Origin of the sequence: Pseudoxanthomonas sp. CCNWLY206-1, from assembly GCF_039710385.1 — a bacterium.
GTDB lineage: Bacteria > Pseudomonadota > Gammaproteobacteria > Xanthomonadales > Xanthomonadaceae > Pseudoxanthomonas_A.
Map to the genome: position 1 here is coordinate 641,067 of NZ_JBDKXI010000001.1, position 20,158 is coordinate 661,224.

The 20,158-nt window shown below is 61.2% G+C and carries 15 protein-coding genes; 6 read left to right on the forward strand and 9 right to left on the reverse strand.

The window, feature by feature from the left end; genetic code table 11:
• Positions 1–14 precede the first annotated feature (14 nt).
• From AADW18_RS02670 to AADW18_RS02680, 3 genes are read left to right on the forward strand one after another with little or no spacing between them, the layout of a single operon-like run.
• Entirely contained in the window at positions 15–761 is a 747-nt protein-coding gene (locus AADW18_RS02670; RefSeq protein WP_337341795.1) for an ABC transporter ATP-binding protein, read from the forward strand.
• Complete coding sequence (locus tag AADW18_RS02675; protein ID WP_337341796.1) at positions 758–2,185, forward strand: DUF3526 domain-containing protein; 1,428 nt, start codon at positions 758–760, stop codon at positions 2,183–2,185. The genes AADW18_RS02670 and AADW18_RS02675 overlap by 4 nt, the downstream gene beginning before the upstream one ends.
• The gene (locus tag AADW18_RS02680) at positions 2,182–3,549 is read left to right on the forward strand and encodes a DUF3526 domain-containing protein (protein WP_337341797.1); all 1,368 of its coding nucleotides are present in this window, start codon (positions 2,182–2,184) and stop codon (positions 3,547–3,549) included. The genes AADW18_RS02675 and AADW18_RS02680 overlap by 4 nt, the downstream gene beginning before the upstream one ends.
• A 165-nt stretch (positions 3,550–3,714) precedes the next feature.
• On the opposite strand, the gene AADW18_RS02685 is transcribed toward AADW18_RS02680, so the two are convergent.
• The gene (locus AADW18_RS02685; RefSeq protein ID WP_337341798.1) at positions 3,715–4,722 is read right to left on the reverse strand and encodes an aldose epimerase family protein; all 1,008 of its coding nucleotides are present in this window, start codon (positions 4,720–4,722) and stop codon (positions 3,715–3,717) included.
• 733 nt (positions 4,723–5,455) lie between these two features.
• On the opposite strand from AADW18_RS02685, the gene AADW18_RS02690 reads away from it, so the two are divergent.
• On the forward strand, positions 5,456–6,976 hold the full coding sequence (locus AADW18_RS02690) for an alpha-L-arabinofuranosidase C-terminal domain-containing protein (protein ID WP_337342106.1): 1,521 nt from the start codon (positions 5,456–5,458) through the stop codon (positions 6,974–6,976).
• Positions 6,977–7,115: 139 nt separating this feature from the next.
• A complete protein-coding gene (locus AADW18_RS02695; RefSeq protein WP_337341799.1) occupies positions 7,116–7,703 on the forward strand; it encodes a hypothetical protein in 588 nt (195 codons plus the stop codon).
• A gap of 139 nt (positions 7,704–7,842) precedes the next feature.
• On the opposite strand, the gene AADW18_RS02700 is transcribed toward AADW18_RS02695, so the two are convergent.
• From AADW18_RS02700 to araD1, 8 genes are all read right to left on the reverse strand, one after another.
• The gene (locus AADW18_RS02700) at positions 7,843–9,846 is read right to left on the reverse strand and encodes a glycoside hydrolase family 97 catalytic domain-containing protein (RefSeq protein ID WP_337341800.1); all 2,004 of its coding nucleotides are present in this window, start codon (positions 9,844–9,846) and stop codon (positions 7,843–7,845) included.
• Positions 9,847–9,854: 8 nt separating this feature from the next.
• Positions 9,855–11,798, reverse strand: a complete 1,944-nt coding sequence (locus AADW18_RS02705; RefSeq protein WP_337341801.1) for a beta-L-arabinofuranosidase domain-containing protein — start codon at positions 11,796–11,798, stop codon at positions 9,855–9,857.
• On the reverse strand, positions 11,795–12,835 hold the full coding sequence (yjfF, locus tag AADW18_RS02710) for a galactofuranose ABC transporter, permease protein YjfF (RefSeq protein WP_337341802.1): 1,041 nt from the start codon (positions 12,833–12,835) through the stop codon (positions 11,795–11,797). The genes AADW18_RS02705 and yjfF overlap by 4 nt, the downstream gene beginning before the upstream one ends.
• Positions 12,832–13,905, reverse strand: a complete 1,074-nt coding sequence (locus AADW18_RS02715) for an ABC transporter permease (RefSeq protein WP_337341803.1) — start codon at positions 13,903–13,905, stop codon at positions 12,832–12,834. The genes yjfF and AADW18_RS02715 overlap by 4 nt, the downstream gene beginning before the upstream one ends.
• Before the next feature lie 2 nt (positions 13,906–13,907).
• Entirely contained in the window at positions 13,908–15,446 is a 1,539-nt protein-coding gene (locus AADW18_RS02720; protein ID WP_337341804.1) for a sugar ABC transporter ATP-binding protein, read from the reverse strand.
• A gap of 19 nt (positions 15,447–15,465) precedes the next feature.
• On the reverse strand, positions 15,466–16,443 hold the full coding sequence (locus AADW18_RS02725; RefSeq protein ID WP_337341805.1) for an ABC transporter substrate-binding protein: 978 nt from the start codon (positions 16,441–16,443) through the stop codon (positions 15,466–15,468).
• Between the two features lie 101 nt (positions 16,444–16,544).
• Positions 16,545–17,981, reverse strand: a complete 1,437-nt coding sequence (locus AADW18_RS02730) for an aldehyde dehydrogenase family protein (RefSeq protein WP_337341806.1) — start codon at positions 17,979–17,981, stop codon at positions 16,545–16,547.
• A 31-nt stretch (positions 17,982–18,012) separates the two neighbouring features.
• The gene (araD1, locus tag AADW18_RS02735) at positions 18,013–19,020 is read right to left on the reverse strand and encodes an AraD1 family protein (RefSeq protein ID WP_337341807.1); all 1,008 of its coding nucleotides are present in this window, start codon (positions 19,018–19,020) and stop codon (positions 18,013–18,015) included.
• A gap of 141 nt (positions 19,021–19,161) precedes the next feature.
• Between araD1 and AADW18_RS02740 the strand changes: the two genes are divergently transcribed.
• A complete protein-coding gene (locus AADW18_RS02740; RefSeq protein WP_337341808.1) occupies positions 19,162–20,133 on the forward strand; it encodes a LysR family transcriptional regulator in 972 nt (323 codons plus the stop codon).
• The last annotated feature ends 25 nt before the right edge of the window (positions 20,134–20,158 follow it).

Genomic DNA, 20,158 nt, shown 5'->3' on the forward strand with positions numbered 1-20,158 from the left:
TTGGAGTACCCACAATGGAAGTAACTACCGATACGGCGCCAGCAGCGCTGCGAGCCGATGCATTGGAATACCGCTACGGCGACAAACCGGTATTGCAAGGCCTGAATCTCCACGTACACGCAGGTGAGGTCTACGCCTTGCTAGGCGGCAACGGCGCCGGAAAATCCACGGCCTTGAGCCTGTTCCTCGGCTTCATTGCGCCTACGTCCGGCACGGTGTCGGTGTGCGGCGTCGATCCTTATTCGAATGCAGCGCAAGCCCGGCGCCAGATGGCCTACGTGCCTGAAAGCGTTGCGCTTTACGACCATCTCACCGCCCTGGAAAATATCGATTACTTCCTGGCGTTGGCACAGGTGCTACGTGATCAGAAAGCCGTTGTCGAACCGGCATTGCAGGCAGTCTGGCTGCCGGAGGATGCCTGGGATCGGCGCGTTTCCGGCTTCTCCAAAGGCATGCGGCAGAAAGTTGCCATCGCATTGGCGTTAGCGCGACGCGCCCCGGTGCTGTTGTTGGACGAACCCACCTCCGGCCTGGATCCTGGCGCGACCGCCGAGTTCAACCAGCTGCTGGCCACACTGAAGTCCCAAGGCGTCGCCATCCTGATGGTGACGCACGATCTGCTGGGAGCGGCGGACGTCGCTGACCGTATCGGCTTCCTGTACCAAGGCCGGCTGGACACGGAACTGGCCGCTGAAGGCCAGGAGCGTTTCGACGTACAAGCGTTGCACAAGCGCTACGCCTTGGAAAACCTGCCGTCATGAAGTGGCTTTCGATCGCATTGCGCGTTGCGCGGGAAGAATGGCGGTTGCTGCTGCGTAACCGTGTTGCCTTGGCCGCCAGTCTGCTGACGGTGGCATTGGTACTGACCGCCACATGGGTGAGCCACGAGCAACGACGGTCATTGACCCAAGCCCGCGAGCATTACCAAGCTATGGTTGATGAACAGTTCAAGGCGCAGCCGGATCGCCATCCTCATCGCATGGTGCACTACGGGCAGTTCGTGTTCCGGCCGCTCAGCCCGCTAGCGTTCTTCGATTTCGGTGTGGATGCCTATACCGGCAACACGCTGTTCCTGGAGGGGCACCGACAGAACAGCGCCAACTTCGCCGATGTTCGCCAGTCTTCTCTGCTGATGCGGTTTGGGCAGCTTTCGCCGGCATTCGTTCTGCAGACGCTGGTGCCGTTGTTGATCGTCTTTCTCGCGTTCGCTTCCGTCACCCGCGAACGCGAAGGCAGCAATCTTCGCCTGCTGCTGTCGCAAGGCGTGAGCGGCGCGCAGTTATTGTTCGGAAAGTGGGTCGGCCATGCCAGCATTGCGCTGGCGGTGATGCTGCCAGCTGCACTTGCTCTGATGGCTAGTGCCATATTCGGAGCATCCAGTCTGTCGGCAGTGGTGTGGACCATTGCCACCTACCTGTTGTACCTGGTGGGATGGGTGACGCTCAGCATTCTAATTTCCGCCTGGTCTCAGCGTGGACGTGATGCGTTGTTGCTGCTGGTCGGCATTTGGATCGTCAGCGTGATGCTGATTCCACGCACGGCGCCGAGTTTGGCACAGCAGCAATATCCGTTGCCGACGCGGTTGGAAACCGACATCGCCATCCACCACGACTTGGCCGCGATCGGCGACAGCCACAATCCTGATGATCCTTACTTCAATGCGTTTCGCCAGCAGGTGTTGCAACGCTACAACGTCTCCCGCATCGAGGACCTTCCGGTCAACTACTCCGGCTTGGTCACGATGGAAGGTGAGCGGCTGACCAGCGCCCTGTTCGACCGTTATGCCGAGCGCGCTTTCGCGCTCGAAGCGGCACAGAATCGATGGATTGGTGGCGCGGCCTGGTTGAGCCCGGTGATCGCCGTGCGCCAGCTGTCGATGTATCTGGCCGGCACCGATTTGAGCAGCCACCAGAACTTTCTGGCCCAGGCTGAAGGTTATCGATATCGCCTGATTCAAGAACTCAACCGCATGCATGCCGAAGAGGTCGCGTACGAAGGCGACAAGGACACCCGTATCTCGCACGAAAAATGGGGAACGCTGCCGCGCTTCTCCTATCACCCTGTCGATCCGATGACGCAACCCTCGAAACTGATAACGCCCTTGGCGGTACTTGCGCTCTGGCTGCTTGCGCTGCTTGCACTATTGGCTTGGCGTGGCAATCGCCTGGGAAGGAGTGCGCGATGAGTATCTGGCGTACCGAATTCGCCTTGATCATGCGTTCGCGCATTGCCGTTGCGGCCCTGGCGCTGTTGTTCACCGTCTGCACGGCGGCGGTCGTGGCCGGACTGCATGCGGTGTCCCTGCAACAGGCGACTATCGCCCGGGCAATGCAGACGCAAACGAAAGAGATGGCAACCCAAGCCGGCCAGCATGCCGGCGAAGGCAAGGATGCGGGTGATACCGGCTACTACACTTTCCATGCCACGTGGGATCCACCTGCGCCGCTGGCGTTTGCCGCGCTGGGCCAGCGAGATGTCCAGCCCTACCTGTTGCGAGTTCGGCTGCTGGGACTACAGGCGCAGCTTTACGAATCGGAAAACTTCAACGCGGAACTGGTCTTGCCGGGCACGTTCGACTTCGCCTTCGTGTTGGTCTATCTGATGCCGCTGGTAGTGATCGCCCTGATGCACGACCTGGTTACGGGAGAACGCGAGAGCGGTCGTTTGCGATTGTTGATGGCGACCGCTTCCCATCATGCGGGGAGCATCTGGCGCCGCCGGATTCTGCTACGTGGGGTGTTGGTGCTAGCGGCATTGATGCTGCCGTTCCTGGCTGGCGCCGCGTACGCGGGAGCATGGAGCTGGCAAGTGCTTGCCGTCCTGGCCGTGGCTGGCCTGTACATTACCTTTTGGTTTGCGGTGTCGGCATGGGCGGCGGCGCGGCAGCGTGGTTCGGCCACCAGCGCGATGCTGCTGATCGGTATTTGGATCGCCATCACCCTGTTGCTTCCTACGCTGGCCAATACCGTCATCAATCGCGCCATACCCGCTGGCCGTGGTGTGGATTTGATGTTGGCGCAGCGCCAGTGGGTGCATTCGGGTTGGGACCAGCCCAAGGAAGCCACGTTCGAACGTTTCTTCCGTACGCACCCGGAATGGCGTGGTACGCCGCCCGTCGTGGGCCGCTTCCATTGGAAGTGGTACTACGCCATGCATCAGGCGGGTGACGATGCGGTCGCTGGGCAAGTTGCCGAATATCGCGACAGTCTGTTGGCGCGCCAGGCGTGGTCTGATCGAGCCGGTTGGCTGCTGCCCGGGGTTGCCACACAAAGCCTCTTGCACCGACTGGCCGATACAGACTTGCATGCGCAACTGGCCTATCAGGACCGGATTTCCGCTTTTCACAAGCAACTGCGGCTGTATTTCTATCCCTACCTGTTCCAGGAACGCCGCTTCACACGCGCTGATTTCGACAGCATGCCGGCGTATGAAGTACGTCCGTTTGGAAGCTCGCTTCCTTGGTCACCGTTGCTGGCGTTGGCGGTGTTGACGGCGCTTCTGATGGCGCTGGCCGCGGGCGGGTTACGCAGAATATCGGCGGCCATGTAGGGGAGGCCGAGGCCCACCCTACGAAGACTGACCTCGTAGAGCGGAGCTTGCTCCGCTGCTCTTGCTTTTCGCGCTGCCCCACCGAAGAGCAGCCGAGCAAGCTCGGCTCTACCAATCGCATAGGGGGCCAAGGCCCACCTATGAAGGAACGACGTATTTGTTCGCTCAGTCGTCGTTTCGCAGTTCGTAGCGAATCAGGTGGGAATACACCTCGCCTGGACGCAGGATGGTGCTGGGGAATCCTGGCTCGTTGGGCGCATTGGGAAATCCCTGCGGCTCCAGGCAAAGGCCGTGGCCCAGGCTGGGGTGTCCCAGATGAAGCTTCTGCCCAGCGTAGAACTGGACTGCCGGCATGGGGCTGATCATGCGCAGGGTGATGCCGCTCTCCGGAGAATGCAGCTCGGCGGTATAGCGATGCCCTGCGGCCATCACCAAGCAATGATCGTAGCCACCCGCCAATGCGAGTTGCAGATACTTTTCGGTGGTGGCGATCGGCCGGCTGGTGCGGAAGTCGAAGGGTGTGTCCGTCACTGCCGCGATTTCACCTGTGGGAATCATCGCCGCGTCGGTCACGGGAAGGTAGCGGTCGGCGGGAACAGTGAGCCGGTGTTTGGCAACCGGCAACTGCGGATCGCCAGAGAGATTGAAATATGCATGGTTGGTCAGATTGACCGGCGTGGCGGCATCGGTGCGCGCCTCCAGATGGAGTTCCATCGCATCGGTCTGGAGCCGGAAGGTGGCGGTGACGTCCAGCGTGCCAGGATAACCCTCCTCCCCCGCCGGGGATCGATAGCCTAGAGACAGCTTGTCGGACGATGCATCCAACACCTGCCACACCTGGCGACCAAAGCCGACCGCGCCGCCGTGCAAGTGATTGGGGGCTTCATTGGCAGTCAGTTGGAAGCGTTGGCCGTCCAATTCGAACTGCGCGCCAGCAATACGATTGGCGAAACGCCCGGCTATCACGCCCAGGTAGGCGGTGTCGCGCCGATAGTCTTCCAATGTGGGCAAACCCAGCACCAACTCCTTGCGCCCTGTGCGGCTGGGAAAGCTGAGGCTTCGCAGAATGCCGCCGTATTGCAGCACCTCTGCCTGCAGCCCATCCGGCTGACCGAGGCGGAAAGAATGGACTGGCGTTTCGCCGATGTGGCCGAAGAGTTGGGATGCGGTCACCTGGGGCTCCATGCAATGTTCGAACGGGGGAGCATAGCCACGCTTCCCCCGTTGACGCCATGTCAACTCAGATATGGTGGGCGGTGTTTCTGTCATCGGGGGCGGGGCTTGCCACGCCTCCTGGGCTCAGCACTTACTTAAGCAGCCATTTCCCTATCTTCTGCCGTTGCGACGGCATCGTTGTTACTGACGCATCGCTACCGCGGAGCGCAGCTCCGCTCTACCAAGGCAGCGGGGTGCATAACAATTCAAATATCACAAAGTCCATTTAATTCATTGGCCGGTTATCGCAAAGCCGACTATCCTCGATTTCGCACTATTCTCCGCATTCCGCCACTCATCACAATCTAGGAAGTCGGGAGCTAGCCGCTATGCGAGCTCCGGCCTTCAAGCCGATAACCGGGAGGGGTTATTTGCATGAAGATCCTGACCCATCACGGAAGCGCCCGGCGCTATCCGCTGCCAAGCGCCTTGCCCCGCGAAAGCGCACATCGTAGGGCGGCGATCCATGCCGTACATCCATCCGCCACCGCAACGCAGGGCGATTGATGAACTCGATATTCCTGGCCGACTCTGCCGGCATCTGACGCGTGGACCACTTTCGCTCGACACACGATTCCGACTGTAATCTGCGACTACCCTGAACAAAGCGCGGTTGATATTCCCCTTTCCTACCAGAGATTCCCCAATGAGATTGAAGAAGCTATTGCGGGTGCTGCCCCTGTCCATCGCGATGCTGTTGCCGGCCACCGGCGCTGCGCAGACAACCGACACCAAGGCGGTGCAGGCCACGTTGCATGCCGACAAACCCGGCGATGTGGTCAGCCGCAATATCTTCGGCCAGTTCGCCGAGCACCTGGGCTTCGGCATCTATGGCGGCATCTGGGTGGGCGAAAAATCCAAGATTCCCAACACCCGCGGTTATCGCAACGACGTGGTAAAGGCGCTGCAGCAGCTGGAAGTGCCGGTGGTGCGCTGGCCCGGCGGCTGTTTCGCCGATGAATACCATTGGCGTGAAGGCATCGGCCCGCGCGACCAGCGGCCGACGCGCGTCAATACCCATTGGGGCGGTGTCGAGGAGCCCAACACCTTCGGCACACACGAATTCATGGACTTCGCCGAACTCATCGGCACCGACGCCTACGTCTCCGGCAATGTCGGCAACGGCACGCCGGAAGAGATGGCCTCGTGGGTCGAGTACATCACCTCGGATACGAAATCGACGCTGGCGCAGGAGCGCCGCAAGAACGGCCGTGACAAGCCCTGGAAGCTGCCCTACTTCGGCGTCGGCAACGAGCTGTGGGGTTGCGGCGGCAATATGCGCGCCGAGTACGCGGCGGACTTGCATCGCCGCTATCAGACCTTCGTCAAGCCTGCCGCGGGCCAGAACACGGTCAAGGTCGCCGCGGGTGCCAACTCCGACGACTACAACTGGACCGAAGTGATGATGCGCGACGCCGGCAAGCACATGGGTGCGATGTCGATCCACTACTACGCCGTGACGGGCGGCTGGCCACCGAAGCGCTCGTCGTTCGAATTCAACGAGGACGAATGGATCGAGGGCCTCTCGGCCGCGCTGAAGATGGACGAGTTGATCACCCGCCACAAGGCGATCATGGACAAGTACGACCCGGACAACAAGGTCGCGCTCTACGTCGATGAATGGGGCACGTGGCACGCCGGCCTGCCGGGCGTCAATCCGGGCTTCCTGCATCAGCAGAACACGCTGCGCGACGCGCTGGTGGCCTCGCTGACGATCGACATCTTCGCCCGCCATGCGGACCGCGTGAAGATGGCCAATATCGCGCAGATGGTCAACGTGCTGCAGGCGATGATCCTGACCAAAGACGAAAAAATGCTGCTCACACCCACCTATCACGTCTTCGAAATGTACAAGCCATTCAAGGACGCCACCTATCTGCCGCTGGATATCGCCGCTCCCGAGTACAAGCTTGGCAAGACGACGATACCCAGCGTGCATGGTTCGGCGGTACGCGGCAAGGATGGCCACACCTATGTGGCGCTGACCAACCTGGAAGCGAACCGGAACACCACGGTGTCTGTACGGTTGCAGGGACAGAATGCTTCGACGGTGACCGGCCGCATACTTACCGCACCGAAGATTACTTCGCACAATACGTTCGAACAGCCGGAAGCGGTGAAGCCCACCGAGTTCCGTGGCGCCCGTGTGGAAGGTGGCCAGTTGAAGGTTGATCTGCCAGCGAAGTCCGTGGTGATGCTGCAGTTGCGGTAATCCGAGTATTCACGGCGCGGCGCAATGCCGCGCCGATTCTCCTCGTAAAGCGGAATCCAGCCACGCCCTTCCCTGCGAGATTGTGTAACAGCAATTCTTGTGGGAGCATCTCGCCTCCCATTCACCATCGGAAGGTTTCATGCAGGCTGCCGCACTTATTGCTGTTGTCGTCACGCTTGGCTGCTCGTCTTTCGGAGCATTGGCCCAGGACGTAAAAGCGCGTCCTATCGACGCCCCGGATGTAAAGAACACAAAGCCCTATTCGCAGGAAGGCATCAGCTTCAAGCTCCCGGGCAACTGGATCGTCACCAATAACGAAGCGATCGAGGGTGGCGGGCGTAACGTCAGTCTCGAGGCGGTAAAGGTCGACTTCGAGACCTACGCACTTGAAGCCAATCTGCATGTCTACCCGGAAGAAACGGCGGCCACGCTACAAGATTCCGCCGAGTTCCTGGTGAACGTTTATCAGGACGAAGAGCCCGAAAAATACAGCACGCCCGAGTACTCGGAGTTCAATCTCGGTAAAGACCCAGCGCTGACGGTCCGGTACACGCATAAAGGCCTCGACAGCAGCAGCGCGTATGCGAAGCAATTCGGTCTGTATGCCCGCAAGCCTTGCGGTGAAGGCTGGATCTGCCTGATTTATGCGCAAACGATTGCGGCCAATGAAAGTGCCGCGAGGGCTGGACTGCAGAAGATCTTTGAGAACGTTCGCTACGCTCCGTAGCGGTTCGTCTCTATAGGGGCGCCGTCCCGGTGCTCCTACCAGTTGTCTCCAACGTATGGGAGCGACGTGAGTCGCGATGAAGTGTTCCCATGAAAGCCTCGTCGCGACTCACGTCGCTCCCACACGTCAGACTTTCAGTTCACTCGAACTTCAAGACAAATCCGCCCCTCGCCGGCACATCGATCCGCAGCTTTCCGTCTTCTCCTGCCCGCACTTCTTCGCGGCGGAACGACAGTGGCCCATCGCCATCGGCAATCAATGTTGCGGAACCCACCGCGCCCAATTCGCTCAGATCGAGCTCAAACGACTCCGATTGCGCTTCGGCATTGATGCCGGCGACATACCAATGGCCGTCCCCGCGCCGTGCAAACACCGCCTGCTTGCCCGGATAACCGGCGATGTAGCGGCTGTCGTCCCATATCGAAGGCACACCGCGCAGGAAATCGCGTACGTAGTCTGGCGCCTTCGCCATGCCTTCCGGGATCTCGGCGTAATGCTGGATGCCTGACACGAACAGCACCGATTGCGCCAACTCAAACGCTGGCGTGGTGCGGCGTTCGATCTTCTTGTTGACCTTGTCCAGCACCACCGGCGTGAAGTCCATCGGGTCGAATACGTTGCGCGTGAACGGCAGCATCGCCGCATGCGTTGGTGCCTGGTCGGCGTTGTACTGATCGAAAGTGATGAACTCCAATCCGCGCACCGATTCCATCGTCATCAGGTTGGGATAGGTTCGCTGCCAACCCCGCGGCAGCGTGGCACCGTGGAAGTTCAACAGAAGACCGTATGACGCTGCGTCTTCCATGATGTCCAGGTAGTAGTTGATGAACGATTGCCCGTCGCCGCCGAAGAAATCGATCTTCAATCCGGCCACGCCCATCGCCTTGAGCCGTTCGAACTCCTGCTGACGACTGGCGCGGGTCAGCATGCGGTCGCGCGGGGTTTGAGGGGCCTGGTTCCAGCTGCCCGCAGAGTTGTACCAAAGCAGGATCGACACGTCCTTGCTGCGCGCATACTTGATCAGCTCAGCCACTCGTTCGTAACCGATCTGGCTGTCCCACATCGAATCGATCAAGGTGTAGCGCCAGCCCATCTCCGCGGCGTAATCGATGAAGCGCTTCTGCACGTCATAGACGGTCTTGTCGTCGCCCATTAGCGGCCAACTCCATGACGCCTTGCCTGGAACGACGGGTGCCACCGGGGGATGGCTGGGTGGATCGGCTAGGTCCGTGCCTAACGTCGACTCGGCAATCGTCTTCAAGCTGCCGATGGCGACGATGCGCCAAGGCGATTGCCAAGGTAGCGGGAACTCAGGATTGACCGCACCGTTTTGGAAGTTCTCGCGCGGGTCGGGAAAGCCGACCCGGTATTCGCCTGCCATCTTGCCATCCAGTAAACGGCTGCCGGCATGACCACGCGAAAGGCCCCCTTCGCTCAGCAATACCCAAGTATCACCGGTGCGGAACAGCGCCGGGTATACCCAGCCGGCGCCCATTGGCGTTGGTGTGCCGACCGCGACATCCTGCAGGTAATGCTCTTCGTAGGATGGATTGGTTTGCGCAAAACCGGTCTTGGCGACGGACATCGGCTGCAACCAGGCACGCGCATCCTTGGGAAAGCGGAACGCAGTGGCTTCTTCGCGTAGGTGCTGGATGTTCTTATCGGCGTCGGGAAAGCGGTAGCGGAATGCCACGCCATCGTTCGACACCTGAAAGATGATGTCCACACGTCGATCTTTCGCGTCAATCAAGTGGAACTCGCGGCGATTGCCCAGGTACTCGTTATGGCGGCGCTTGCCGGTCAGCAGCTCGTAACGATCCTTGATTGCCGTCACCGGTCCGGCTTCGCTCAGCCGCAGGCCGCGGGAGAAGTCTGCCTCCTTCAACACCAGTCCTAGTGGCGCGGACCGCAAGACCTCCCTGCCCTCGAGATCGACGTCGTAGTGCGGCGTTCCCTGCGCGTCCAGCGATACCGTCACCTGAATCTTGCCGTCCGGGCTGGTTACCTCGCCCAGCTCTGGCAGAGGTTTGGCAGCGACCACATGCACCACCAACATCAACAACATTCCTATGACGGTGCGCGCGCGGCCGACACGCGTGACACGTTTCAGGCACAAGCCGTCGGTGGAGACGAGAATCGCCAACGAACATCTTAGAATTGCGGATTGCGTTCCCATATCGGTCTCACTCGGCTGTAGACGGCATAGCGTTCGTTGCGAATCTTGTAGAACGGAACCAACTGCAATGGCCCCTCGATACCCAGCGCCTCGAACGTCAGCGGCTGATCGGTGGCATGGACCCAGGATTGTTCCGATTCGAAATAGACCGATGGAAGCTGGCGACCCACGATGCCGTTCAACGATGGCCGCTGGTCCGAGACGTTGATCTTTTCCGGATCGATACCGTCCTTCCCCATCCGCACCGCCAGGACCAACGGGCCGTACATCATGGCTTGCAGGCTGGGCTCGTCCGGTAGCGGTGCGGCATGCAGCTGCATCGGCAATGCAAGATCGATCCGGTCGCCGTCGGCGAATTCCCGATCCAGCGTGAGGTAGCTGCCGGGGGTCGTCGGCACCGATTGCGCCTGGCCATTGATACGCACACTCGCTCCGTCGGCCCAATAGGGAATCCGCAGCCTGAGCTTGAACCGCTTCGGCTTCAGCAAATGAAGCTGCAACGACGTGCCTTGCTGCTCGGGAAAGCGGGTACGCTGCTCCAGCCGCAAACCCTGCTCCGGCCATGACAGTTCCGACGCGATATAGAGATTGACGCTGATCCCCTCGTCGTCCTGGAAGTAGATGGTGTCGTTGGTCTTGGCGAACTCTTCCACTCCGGTGCCGGTGCAACACCAGAACGAATCGAACGGGCGGTTGTAGACCTTCCAGTAGCCGGCATCCATGGGCACGAAGTACATCATCATGCCCGCCTCGTCCTGTGTGCCCAGACGCGCGTTGAACAGCACCCGCTCGTAGTAGTCCATCAGCGCGGCGTCGGGCTGCCAACCATGCAGGTGTCGGGTCAGCTTGAGCATGTTGTAGCTGCAGCAACATTCGTGCGAGTGCCCGCTCAACCGGCCGGCAAAGTGGTCCGGCTTTCCAAAAAGTTCGAAGTCGCTGGTGCCGCCAGTGCAATAACTGTGGTGGCCGGTGACGATGCGCCAGAAGTTTTCGGCGATCTCGCGGTAGCGCTTATCGCCGGTAACTTCATAGGCGCGCGCAGCGGCCACCAACTTGGGTATCTGGGTATTGGCGTGAAGTCCCGCGAGCGCATCACGGTCCTCAGCCAGCGGGTCCAGCAATGAAGCTTCCTCGAAACGCAACGCCCAGCGGCGGTACTTTTCCTCGCCAGTCAGTGTATGCAGCTCCAGCAACGATTCCTGCATACCGCCGTATTCGACCTTCAGGATTCGCTGCCAAGCGGCTTCGTCGAAACCATCCATCCAAGCGCCCAGCCAGTCGGCCATCCGTGCCGCGGTCTGCAGCGCCTGCCGGTTGCCGCAATGGCGCGCCATGTCCAGGTGTCCGGCAAGAATCTTGTGCCCGGTATACAACGGTACCCACACCTGCTCGCCGCGCCCCAACCGGCCGTAGAACGAAGCCGGATAGGCGCCCAGATAGCCATCCTTTGCCTGGCATTGGGCCAAGGCGTCGACCAGCGCATTCGCCTTGTCCAGGATGGCGGTATCGCCGGTGGCCGCGTACATCAGCGCACAGGCCGACAAATAATGGCCACCTGAGAAGTGGCCGCGTATTTCGCTACGCGGTGATTCCCACCCGCCCAGCGGCTGCGCCGTGGACGGCAAACCCGCCGTCAGCCGGAAGCAATGCGCCAAACGATCGTTAGGCAGTGAGATCAGGTAGCGGCGGTCGCGATCACGTGCCTGCAGAAAAGGACCTTCGAGCAAACGAACGCGGTTCAGTGGGAACGGCCGGGAAGTCCAAGGCACTCGATCAGCCACTTTCGGCACCAACGGCGCAAGGCTGCCGTCGGCCGCGTTGGCCGACGCGCTTAGCGCCAGGCCTGCGGCGGCGGCCCCGCTGAGTTGAATAAAGTCGCGTCGCGAACAAACAAGCGGCGGAGCGGAGCTTTCTTTCATCGGGCGACATCCAGACGTTTGCGGCGAACGTTCTCGAATACACGTTGCAACAGACAGAACAGCAACAGCAGCACGCCGATGGCGATACGCGTCCACCATGAACTCAACGTACCTTCGAAGATGATCAAGGTCTGGATCATTCCCAGTATCAGCACGCCCACCACGGTTCCCGCGATGTAGCCGCTGCCGCCGGCCAGCAACGTGCCACCGATCACCACCACCGCGATCGCGTCCAGTTCCAGCCCCAATGCGTGCAGGCTGTAGCCGGACAGCATGTAGAAGGTCAGTACCACGCCCGCCAGCGCGGACAAGAATCCGCTGAGCGCATATACGCGCACAACCGTCGAGTCCACCGGCAAACCCATCAACATGGCCGACTGCGCATTGCCGCCGATCGCATAGACAGCGCGGCCGAATCTGCTGTAGTGCGCGATCACGATTCCGGCAGCCACCACGAGCAACGCAATCACCGCCGCCACGGAAAGCGAGTAGCCGCCGCCAACCGGAATACGCAAATACGCGACCGCGGTGTGGAACGGATGATCGATGCTGATGGAATCCACACTGATGAGATAGCTCGCGCCTCTGGCCAGGAACATCCCCGCCAAGGTCACAACGAACGGCTGCAAACGGAAGCGTTGGATCAAGGCACCCATGCCGGCACCGAACATCGCACCCAGCGTCAGCGCCAGCGCAATGGCGGCCAGCGGATGCCAGCCCTGCCGTTGGATCAACGCAGCCACCAGCACTGTGGTGAAGGCGATCACCGCGCCGACGGATAAATCGATGCCGCCGCTGAGAATCACGAATGTCATGCCCACCGCGACGATGCACAGGAAGGCATTGTCGATCAGCAGATTCAAGAACACCTGTGGCGACAGGAAACCGTCATACAGCACGCCGCCAGCACCGGCCATGGACAGGAACAGCGCCACCGTCACCGCCAGCGGCAGATATTGAGGTGCTATCCGCCACTTTTGCGGGCGTGTTACTCCGGCGACCTGCGCAGGCTTGGAAATGTCGGGAAGCGCATTCATGCACTGCCCTCCCCAGCCGGGCGCCTGAACATCAGGCGGCGCATACTCGCGCGAAATTCGGCCGACTGCAGCAGCATCACGACGAACACCAGCACTGCCTTGACCACCAGGTTTACTTGCGGTGGCACACCCAGCGAATAGATGGTGGTGGTCAGCGTCTGGATGATCAGTGCACCGATTGCGCTGCCGGCCAAGCTGAAGCGACCACCAGTAAGCAGCGTGCCGCCCAGCGTTACCGCCAGAATCGCATCCAGCTCCAGCAACTGCCCCGCATTGTTGGCATCCGCGCTCTTGACGTTGGAGCTAACCAGAATGGCGGCCATGCCCGCGCTAACACTGCAGAAAACATAGAGGCCTATCGTGATCAGCCGCGCAGGCACACCGGCCACGTGCGCAGCCAGGGGATTGCCCCCAATGGCGCGGATGAAAAGTCCCAATGCGGTTTTGTTCAATGCCAGATGCAGCGCCAGAAACACGCCCGCCACGACGAACAGCGAGAACGGAATGCCGAACAGGAACCCGTTGCCGAAATAGAAGTACGGCGGGTAGTAAAGCGTCAGGACCTGGCCGCCGCTGATCAACTGCGCGACGCCACGGCCAGCGACCATCAGGATCAGTGTCGCCACGATGGGCTGCATGCCGACCTTCACCACCAGCAACCCGTTCCAAAGCCCGCAGGCCGCGGACACCCCCAACGCGGTCGCTATCGCCAACCACATCGGAAATCGGCTGACGGCGCCTTCTCCACCTAATCCACCCCCGATCATCCATGCTGCCACCGTCGCGGCGATGGCCAGCACCGCGCCCACGGAAATATCCAATCCGCGTGCGGCGATTACCAAGGTCATGCCCATTGAGACCAGGATGAGCGGTGCCGCACGATTGGCGATATCGACCAGGTTTCCGTACAGGTGCCCGTCACGCCATTGCAACGACAGGAACCCGGGATTGAGTAGGCCGTTGCCGATCAGCAACAACAGTAGCGTCGCCAACGGCCAGAACAACGGATGTGCCAGCGTGCGCCGGAGCCAGCTCATGGATGAAGTTGCAGGCGGCGTGGTCGATGACATGTCTATTGCCCCGCGATCATGTCGAGCACCGCTTCCTCACTGCAGCCACCGGGCAGTTCACCCACCTTGCGGCGGTCACGCATTACCGCGATGCGATCGGAGACGCGCACCAGTTCCTCCATTTCAGCGGAGATAAACAACACCGCCATGCCTTCGCGTGCCAGCCGCAGGATTTCGCTCATGATCTCTTGCTTGGCGGCGATATCGATGCCGCGAGTGGGTTCGTCCAGGATCAGCAACAGAGGCCGCGTCGCCAACCAGCGTGCCAGCACCACTTTCTGCTGGTTGCCGCCGGATAGCAGCCCGACGGGTGTCTCGATGCTGGCGGTCTTGATGCCCAACAGATCCACCCAACCGCGGGCGATCTCCTGCTGTTTCGCAAGCGACAGCGAACGCCGCATACCTTGTCGCGCCTGCAGTGCCAGCACGATGTTCTCGCGCACCGACAATTCGGCAACCAGACCTTCGCTCTTGCGTTCTTCCGGGCACAGCGCCAGCCCGCGGGCCACCGCATCGGCGGGCCCCCGCCAGTTCGCCTGCGCACCGGTGACCTGCATTTCGCCCTGATCGGCGCGGTCCAGACCGAACAACAGCCGCGCCACTTCGGTACGGCCGGAACCCAGCAGTCCTCCGAGCCCTAACACTTCTCCGCTGCGCACTTCGATGTCGATGGGCACGACTTGTCCGCGTCGACCCAATCCCCGCGCTTCCAGCACCGCGGCTTGCGCAGGCGCAGCTTCGGATGTCTCTCGTGCTGACGGCGCCATGCTCACTTCGCGCCCGACCATCGCCGCCACCAGCGCCGCGTGCGGCAGTTCCGATGGCAAGTATTCTCCGACACTACGGCCATTTCGCAGCACGGTGATACGGTCGGACACGGCGTAGACCTGGTCCAGGAAATGGGTGACGAACAAGATCGCCATGCCGCGCTCGCGCAAACGGCGGATCACCGCGAACAGTTCCCGTACCTCATCCTCATCCAGGCTGGAGGTCGGCTCGTCCAGGATCAACACCCGCGCCGAGACGCTCAGTGCGCGTGCGATGGCGACCATCTGCTGCACGGCGACCGGGTAGTCGGACAGCTGCTTCGCCGGATCGATATGCAGGCCGAGGCCTTCCAGCACCTCGCGCGATTGGCGCTGTACCTGCGTCCAGTCGATCAGTCCCGTCCATCGCTTGCGTGGATAGCGGCCGGCGAAGATGTTTTCCGCCACGGTCAGGTTGGGGCACAGGTTCACTTCCTGGTAGACCGTGCTGATGCCCAGGTGTTGCGCATGAATGGGACTGGCCGGCGAGATGCCTTGGCCATCCAGTTCCATGCTTCCCGCATCGGGCGGCAACACGCCCGTCAGCACTTTGATCAGCGTGGATTTGCCAGCGCCGTTCTGACCCATCAGTGCATGCACTTCACCCGCACGCAAACAAAGGTCCACGTCCTCCAAGGCGTTGGTGCCGGCAAAACGCTTGCCGATGCCGCGCGCCTGGAGAACGTGGGAGGAGACCGCTGGAGAGGTATCCCCAAAAGAGGACAAGGTGCTCACGCCAGTTGCACCCGCATGTTCAGTACCGGCGCGTCGGGAAGACCTGCGCGGCCTGTTCCCGCGTGAATACGGATTCTTCCACGACGATTCGCTTTGGTAGCGAACGGCCCTCGCGCACGGCCTTGATCGCATCCACTAGTTGTGGCCCCAGCAGCGGATTGCACTCGACGGTAACGTTGAGTTTGCCGGCCATCATGGCCTCGAACGCGCCGCGCACCGCATCGATGGAAATGACCAGGATGTCTTCGCCGGGTTTCAATCCGGCTTCTTCGATGGCCTGGATGGCACCGATGGCCATGTCGTCGTTATGCGCGAACAGTACGTCGATGTTGCTGCCTTCGGACTTCAGGAAAGCCTCCATGACCTCCTTGCCCTTCGCACGGGTGAAGTCGCCGCTTTGCGACCGCACCACTTGGAAGCGCGGATTGGCGGAGATGATCTCCTTGAAGCCGGCCATGCGGTCGATGGCAGGCGCCGATCCCACCGTACCTTGCAGTTCGACGATGCGTACCGGCTCGGTGCCGTCCTTCAATGGCGACTGTTCCAGCAGCCAGCGGCCGGCCTTGCGCCCTTCTTCGACAAAATCCGACCCGATCAACGTGACGTACAACGAATCGTCCGTTACCTCGACCGCGCGATCGGTCAGGATCACGGGAATATTCGCGGCCTTGGCTTCACGCAGCACGGTCTCCCAACCGGATTCGACCACCGGAGAGAAAGCAATCACGTCCACACGTTGCGCAATGAACGAGCGCAGCGCCTTGATCTGGTTTTCCTGCTTCTGCTGCGCGTCGGAGAAACGCAGTTGGATGCCGGCGCCCTGCACCGCCGACTTGATCGACTCGGTATTGGCGGTACGCCATTCGCTTTCCGCACCCACCTGGCTGAAACCAAGCACGATGGAATCGCTGTTGCCGCCCGCGGCTTTATCCCCACCGGAGCACGCTGCTACGGTCGCCATCAGACACGCCATGGCCAGCGCGAGATACTGCTTCATGTTCCCACCTCCTCTTACGTTTCACGCTGGCGGCGTTCGTGGCGCTACGGCCGACGATCGCCGCCCACCCTCCCAGGCAGGCGTGCAGGTCAGTTAATTGGTCATGCGCTCGTATAGGCGGTCTTGACCGTCGTGTAGAACTCCACTGCGTAACGGCCCTGCTCGCGCGGACCGTAACTCGATGCTTTGCGGCCGCCAAACGGCACGTGCGGATCCACGCCCGCGGTCGGCAGATTGACCATCACCATACCGGCTTGCGCATGGCGTTTGAAATGGGTGGCGTACTTCAGCGACGTGGTCGCGATGCCCGCGCACAGACCAAACTCGGTATCGTTGGCCATCGCCAGCGCATGCTCATAGTCATCGGCGCGGATTACCGCGGCGACCGGCCCGAAGACTTCCTCGCGGGCGATACGGTGTTGCGGTTGCGCGGCGATCAACGCCGGGCTGAGGTAATGGCCTTTCGTATCCAGCTCCAGCTGTTCTCCGCCATGGAGCAACTCCGCACCTTCGTTGCGTGCAATTTCCAGGTACGACAGGTCGGTTTCCAACTGGCTGCGGCTGGCGACTGGACCGATGTCCACCCCTTGTGTCAGCGCGTTGCCCACTTTCAGCGATGCCAGGCGCTTGCGGGTGCGCGCGATGAATTCTTCATAGATCGGCGCTTCCACGATCAAGCGGCTGGATGCGGTGCAACGTTGCCCGGTGGAGAAATAGGCGCCATTGACGGCGATTTCCACGGCTTTGTCCAAGTCGGCGTCGGCCAGTACCACCAGCGGATTCTTCCCGCCCATTTCAAGTTGAATCTTCAGCCCGCGCTCTGCGGCTTGGCGCAGCAGGCGATTGCCGGTGGGCACCGAGCCGGTGAAGCTGAGCGCCTGTAAAGCGGGGTCCTCTATCAGCGCCTGGCCCACCACGCGGCCGCTGCCGATGACCAGATTGAACACGCCCGCCGGCAGCCCGGCACGGCTGAGAATCTCGGCCAATGCCCACGCGCAACCGGGTACGATTTCGGCCGGCTTGAACACCACCGTATTGCCGTAAGCCAAAGCCGGCGCGATCTTCCAGGCGGGGATCGCCAAAGGAAAATTCCACGGCGCGATGATGCCGACCACGCCGACCGGCTCGCGGGTGATTTCGACATCCACGCCAGGGCGGGTGGACGCCAGCTTTTCCCCAGGAATACGTAGCGCTTCGCCGGCGAAGAACTTGAATATCTGACCAGCACGGGCGGCCTCGCCGATGCTTTCCGGCAGGGTCTTGCCTTCTTCCAGAGCCAGCAAACGGCCCAGTTCTTCCTTGCGGGCCAGTATTTCGCTGCCGACAAAATCCAGCGCGTCGGCGCGCTGCTGCGGCGATGTCAACGCCCAAGCCGATTGCGCCGCGGCCGCGGCGGCAATGGCACCGCGTACCTGCGCCGCGTCGACCGCGCCATATTCGCCGACGGGTGTCCCCAAGTCGGAAGGGTTTTCGTCGGCCGCGATATCCGCGCCGGCGATCCATTGGCCATCGATGTAGCTTTGGAAGCGATGATTCATTCGTTTGATTCCCTGCCCTTCTTGATGAGTCTTATAGCGAACGCACGCCGCCCAGCGTGAAGGCGCTATCGACACGTTGCAACGGATTGATGAGCGGAGCCCCTAGTGCTGGCAAATCTATCTCGAAATAGTCGCCGGGTTCGGCGCGGATTCCGTCGGCGAAACTCAATGTGGCGGTACCGAAGAAATGCAGATGCACATCGCCGGGACGGCGGTGAGCGGCGTACTTGAAATGATGGTATTCCAAGTTCCGTAGCGAGTGGCACATGTTGGCCTCGCCGCTCAAGAATGTTTTTTCCCATAACACGGTGTCGCCGCGCCGGATCCGGCTGACTCCTTGCAGATCGCGCGGGAGTTCGCCGGTGCGCAGTTCCGGCCCTATAGCGCATGCGCGCAGTTTGGAATGTGCCAGGTAGAGGTAGTTCTGGCGTTCGGTGACGTGATCGGAAAATTCATTCCCTATCGCAAAGCCCAGGCGATGCGGGGTGCCATCCGGCCCGATCAGATACAAGCCGACCAACTCGGGTTCTTCGCCACCGTCCAGCGCGAAATCTGGCGAGGGCAAGGGTGCGCCAGGCGCCACCACGATGCTGCCGTCGCCTTTGTAGAACCATTCCGGCTGCGCGCCTGGCGCATCACCCTTGGGAATTCCGCCTTCAACGCCCCACTGGAACATCTTCATCGAGTCGGTCAGCTCGCCTTTGTCGGCCTGCTGCTTGAAGTTCTGATGCATGGCATCGCGGGCCGCGGCACTACCCAGGTGCGTCAGGCCGGTGCCGGTAACCAGGCAACGTGCTGGTTCGGGATGGGTCAGTGGCGACAGCACCCTGCCCTCAGCCAGCAAAGCGCGATAGTCGGTGGTTTGGTCGCCTTCCGCCCGGGCGGCCGTTACGTCCAGGGATTCACCGGCCGCAATGGCGGCGCCAGCCAGCTGATAGGTGCTGGAGAACCCCGCCAGCCGCCGCACTTGCTTGGCGGTTTCGTCGACGACGCCTACCCCGTGGGTTCCGAAATCATCTAGGAACTGGATCAGTCGCATGCGTTCCGCCCGTGGTGATGTGAAGCCGCCTCAGCATGGCAGCCGATCGCGAGGGTTCCATTCTGCGACCAAAGACAGATATGCAACAAATATAAATTTAGGCACAATCCATATGAAAATCCGTATCCGTTGAGGTGTTCCATGCAGCAAGGCAAGCCCTGGTACGTCCGCGCCCGCCTCAAGACCCGGCAGCTGATGCTGCTGCTGGCCTTGGACGAGGAAGGCAATATTCACCGGGCTGCCGACGCACTCAACATGTCGCAGCCCGCCGCTTCCAAGCTACTGAAAGACTTGGAGGAAATGATTGGCGTGTCGCTGTTCGAGCGGCTACCCCGCGGGATGCAGCCCACCTGGTACGGCGAGATCATGATCCGCCATGCGCGCATCGCGCTGTCCAGCCTGGGCGAAGCCGGGGCCGAGATCGACGCACTCAAAGCTGGCTACATCGGCAGCGTGGGTGTCGGCGCGATCACCGGCCCGGCGATGACACTGCTGCCGGCGGCGATGACCCGGGTTACCGAGGAATACCCGCTGTTGCGGGTATCGCTGCAAGTGGAAAGCAGCGACGTGCTGCTCGAACGCCTGGCGCAGAACAAACTGGACATCCTGGTGGCGCGGCTGTTCGCGCGGCACGACAAACGCAACCTGCACTACGAAGCATTGGCGGAGGAGCAAGTCTGCGCCATCGTCCGTTCCCGTCACCCGATCCTGCAGCTGAAGAATCCTTCGCTGGACGAGTTGGCGGCGGCAGGCTGGATCGTGCCGCCGGCCGGTAGCGTGCTGCGCCATCGTTTCGAACTGATGTTCCAGAATGCGGGGCTTGAACCACCGCTGCGCGTCATCGAAACCTCGGCGCTGGTGTTCCTGACCAAGATGCTGGAACAAAGCGATTACATCGCCGTCGTGCCGGTGGACGTGGCGCGCTACTACGCCGACCATGGCATTGCGGCCATCCTGCCGGTGGAACTGTCCTGCAAGATGGACTCCTTCGGCATCATCACCCGCACCGATTGGCTGCTGTCGCCGGGTGCGCAGATCATGCTCCAAGCACTGAAAGATGCCGCCGCGCCGGTTTATGGCGTGCATTTTCCGGTGGAGGAAGAGCCGGTGTAATCAGACCGGTGTGATCGGTAGGAGC

What these genes read in the sequence shown, in the direction of transcription:
- araD1 (WP_337341807.1), bottom strand. Translation starts at nt 19,020, where the DNA reads ATGCGACTGATCCAGTTCCTAGATGATTTCGGAACCCACGGGGTAGGC.
- AADW18_RS02675 (WP_337341796.1), top strand. Translation starts at nt 758, where the DNA reads ATGAAGTGGCTTTCGATCGCATTGCGCGTTGCGCGGGAAGAATGGCGG.
- AADW18_RS02670 (WP_337341795.1), top strand. Translation starts at nt 15, where the DNA reads ATGGAAGTAACTACCGATACGGCGCCAGCAGCGCTGCGAGCCGATGCA.
- AADW18_RS02740 (WP_337341808.1), top strand. Translation starts at nt 19,162, where the DNA reads ATGCAGCAAGGCAAGCCCTGGTACGTCCGCGCCCGCCTCAAGACCCGG.
- AADW18_RS02695 (WP_337341799.1), top strand. Translation starts at nt 7,116, where the DNA reads ATGCAGGCTGCCGCACTTATTGCTGTTGTCGTCACGCTTGGCTGCTCG.
- AADW18_RS02690 (WP_337342106.1), top strand. Translation starts at nt 5,456, where the DNA reads ATGCTGTTGCCGGCCACCGGCGCTGCGCAGACAACCGACACCAAGGCG.
- AADW18_RS02730 (WP_337341806.1), bottom strand. Translation starts at nt 17,981, where the DNA reads ATGAATCATCGCTTCCAAAGCTACATCGATGGCCAATGGATCGCCGGC.
- AADW18_RS02680 (WP_337341797.1), top strand. Translation starts at nt 2,182, where the DNA reads ATGAGTATCTGGCGTACCGAATTCGCCTTGATCATGCGTTCGCGCATT.
- yjfF (WP_337341802.1), bottom strand. Translation starts at nt 12,835, where the DNA reads ATGAATGCGCTTCCCGACATTTCCAAGCCTGCGCAGGTCGCCGGAGTA.
- AADW18_RS02715 (WP_337341803.1), bottom strand. Translation starts at nt 13,905, where the DNA reads ATGTCATCGACCACGCCGCCTGCAACTTCATCCATGAGCTGGCTCCGG.
- AADW18_RS02725 (WP_337341805.1), bottom strand. Translation starts at nt 16,443, where the DNA reads ATGAAGCAGTATCTCGCGCTGGCCATGGCGTGTCTGATGGCGACCGTA.
- AADW18_RS02705 (WP_337341801.1), bottom strand. Translation starts at nt 11,798, where the DNA reads ATGAAAGAAAGCTCCGCTCCGCCGCTTGTTTGTTCGCGACGCGACTTT.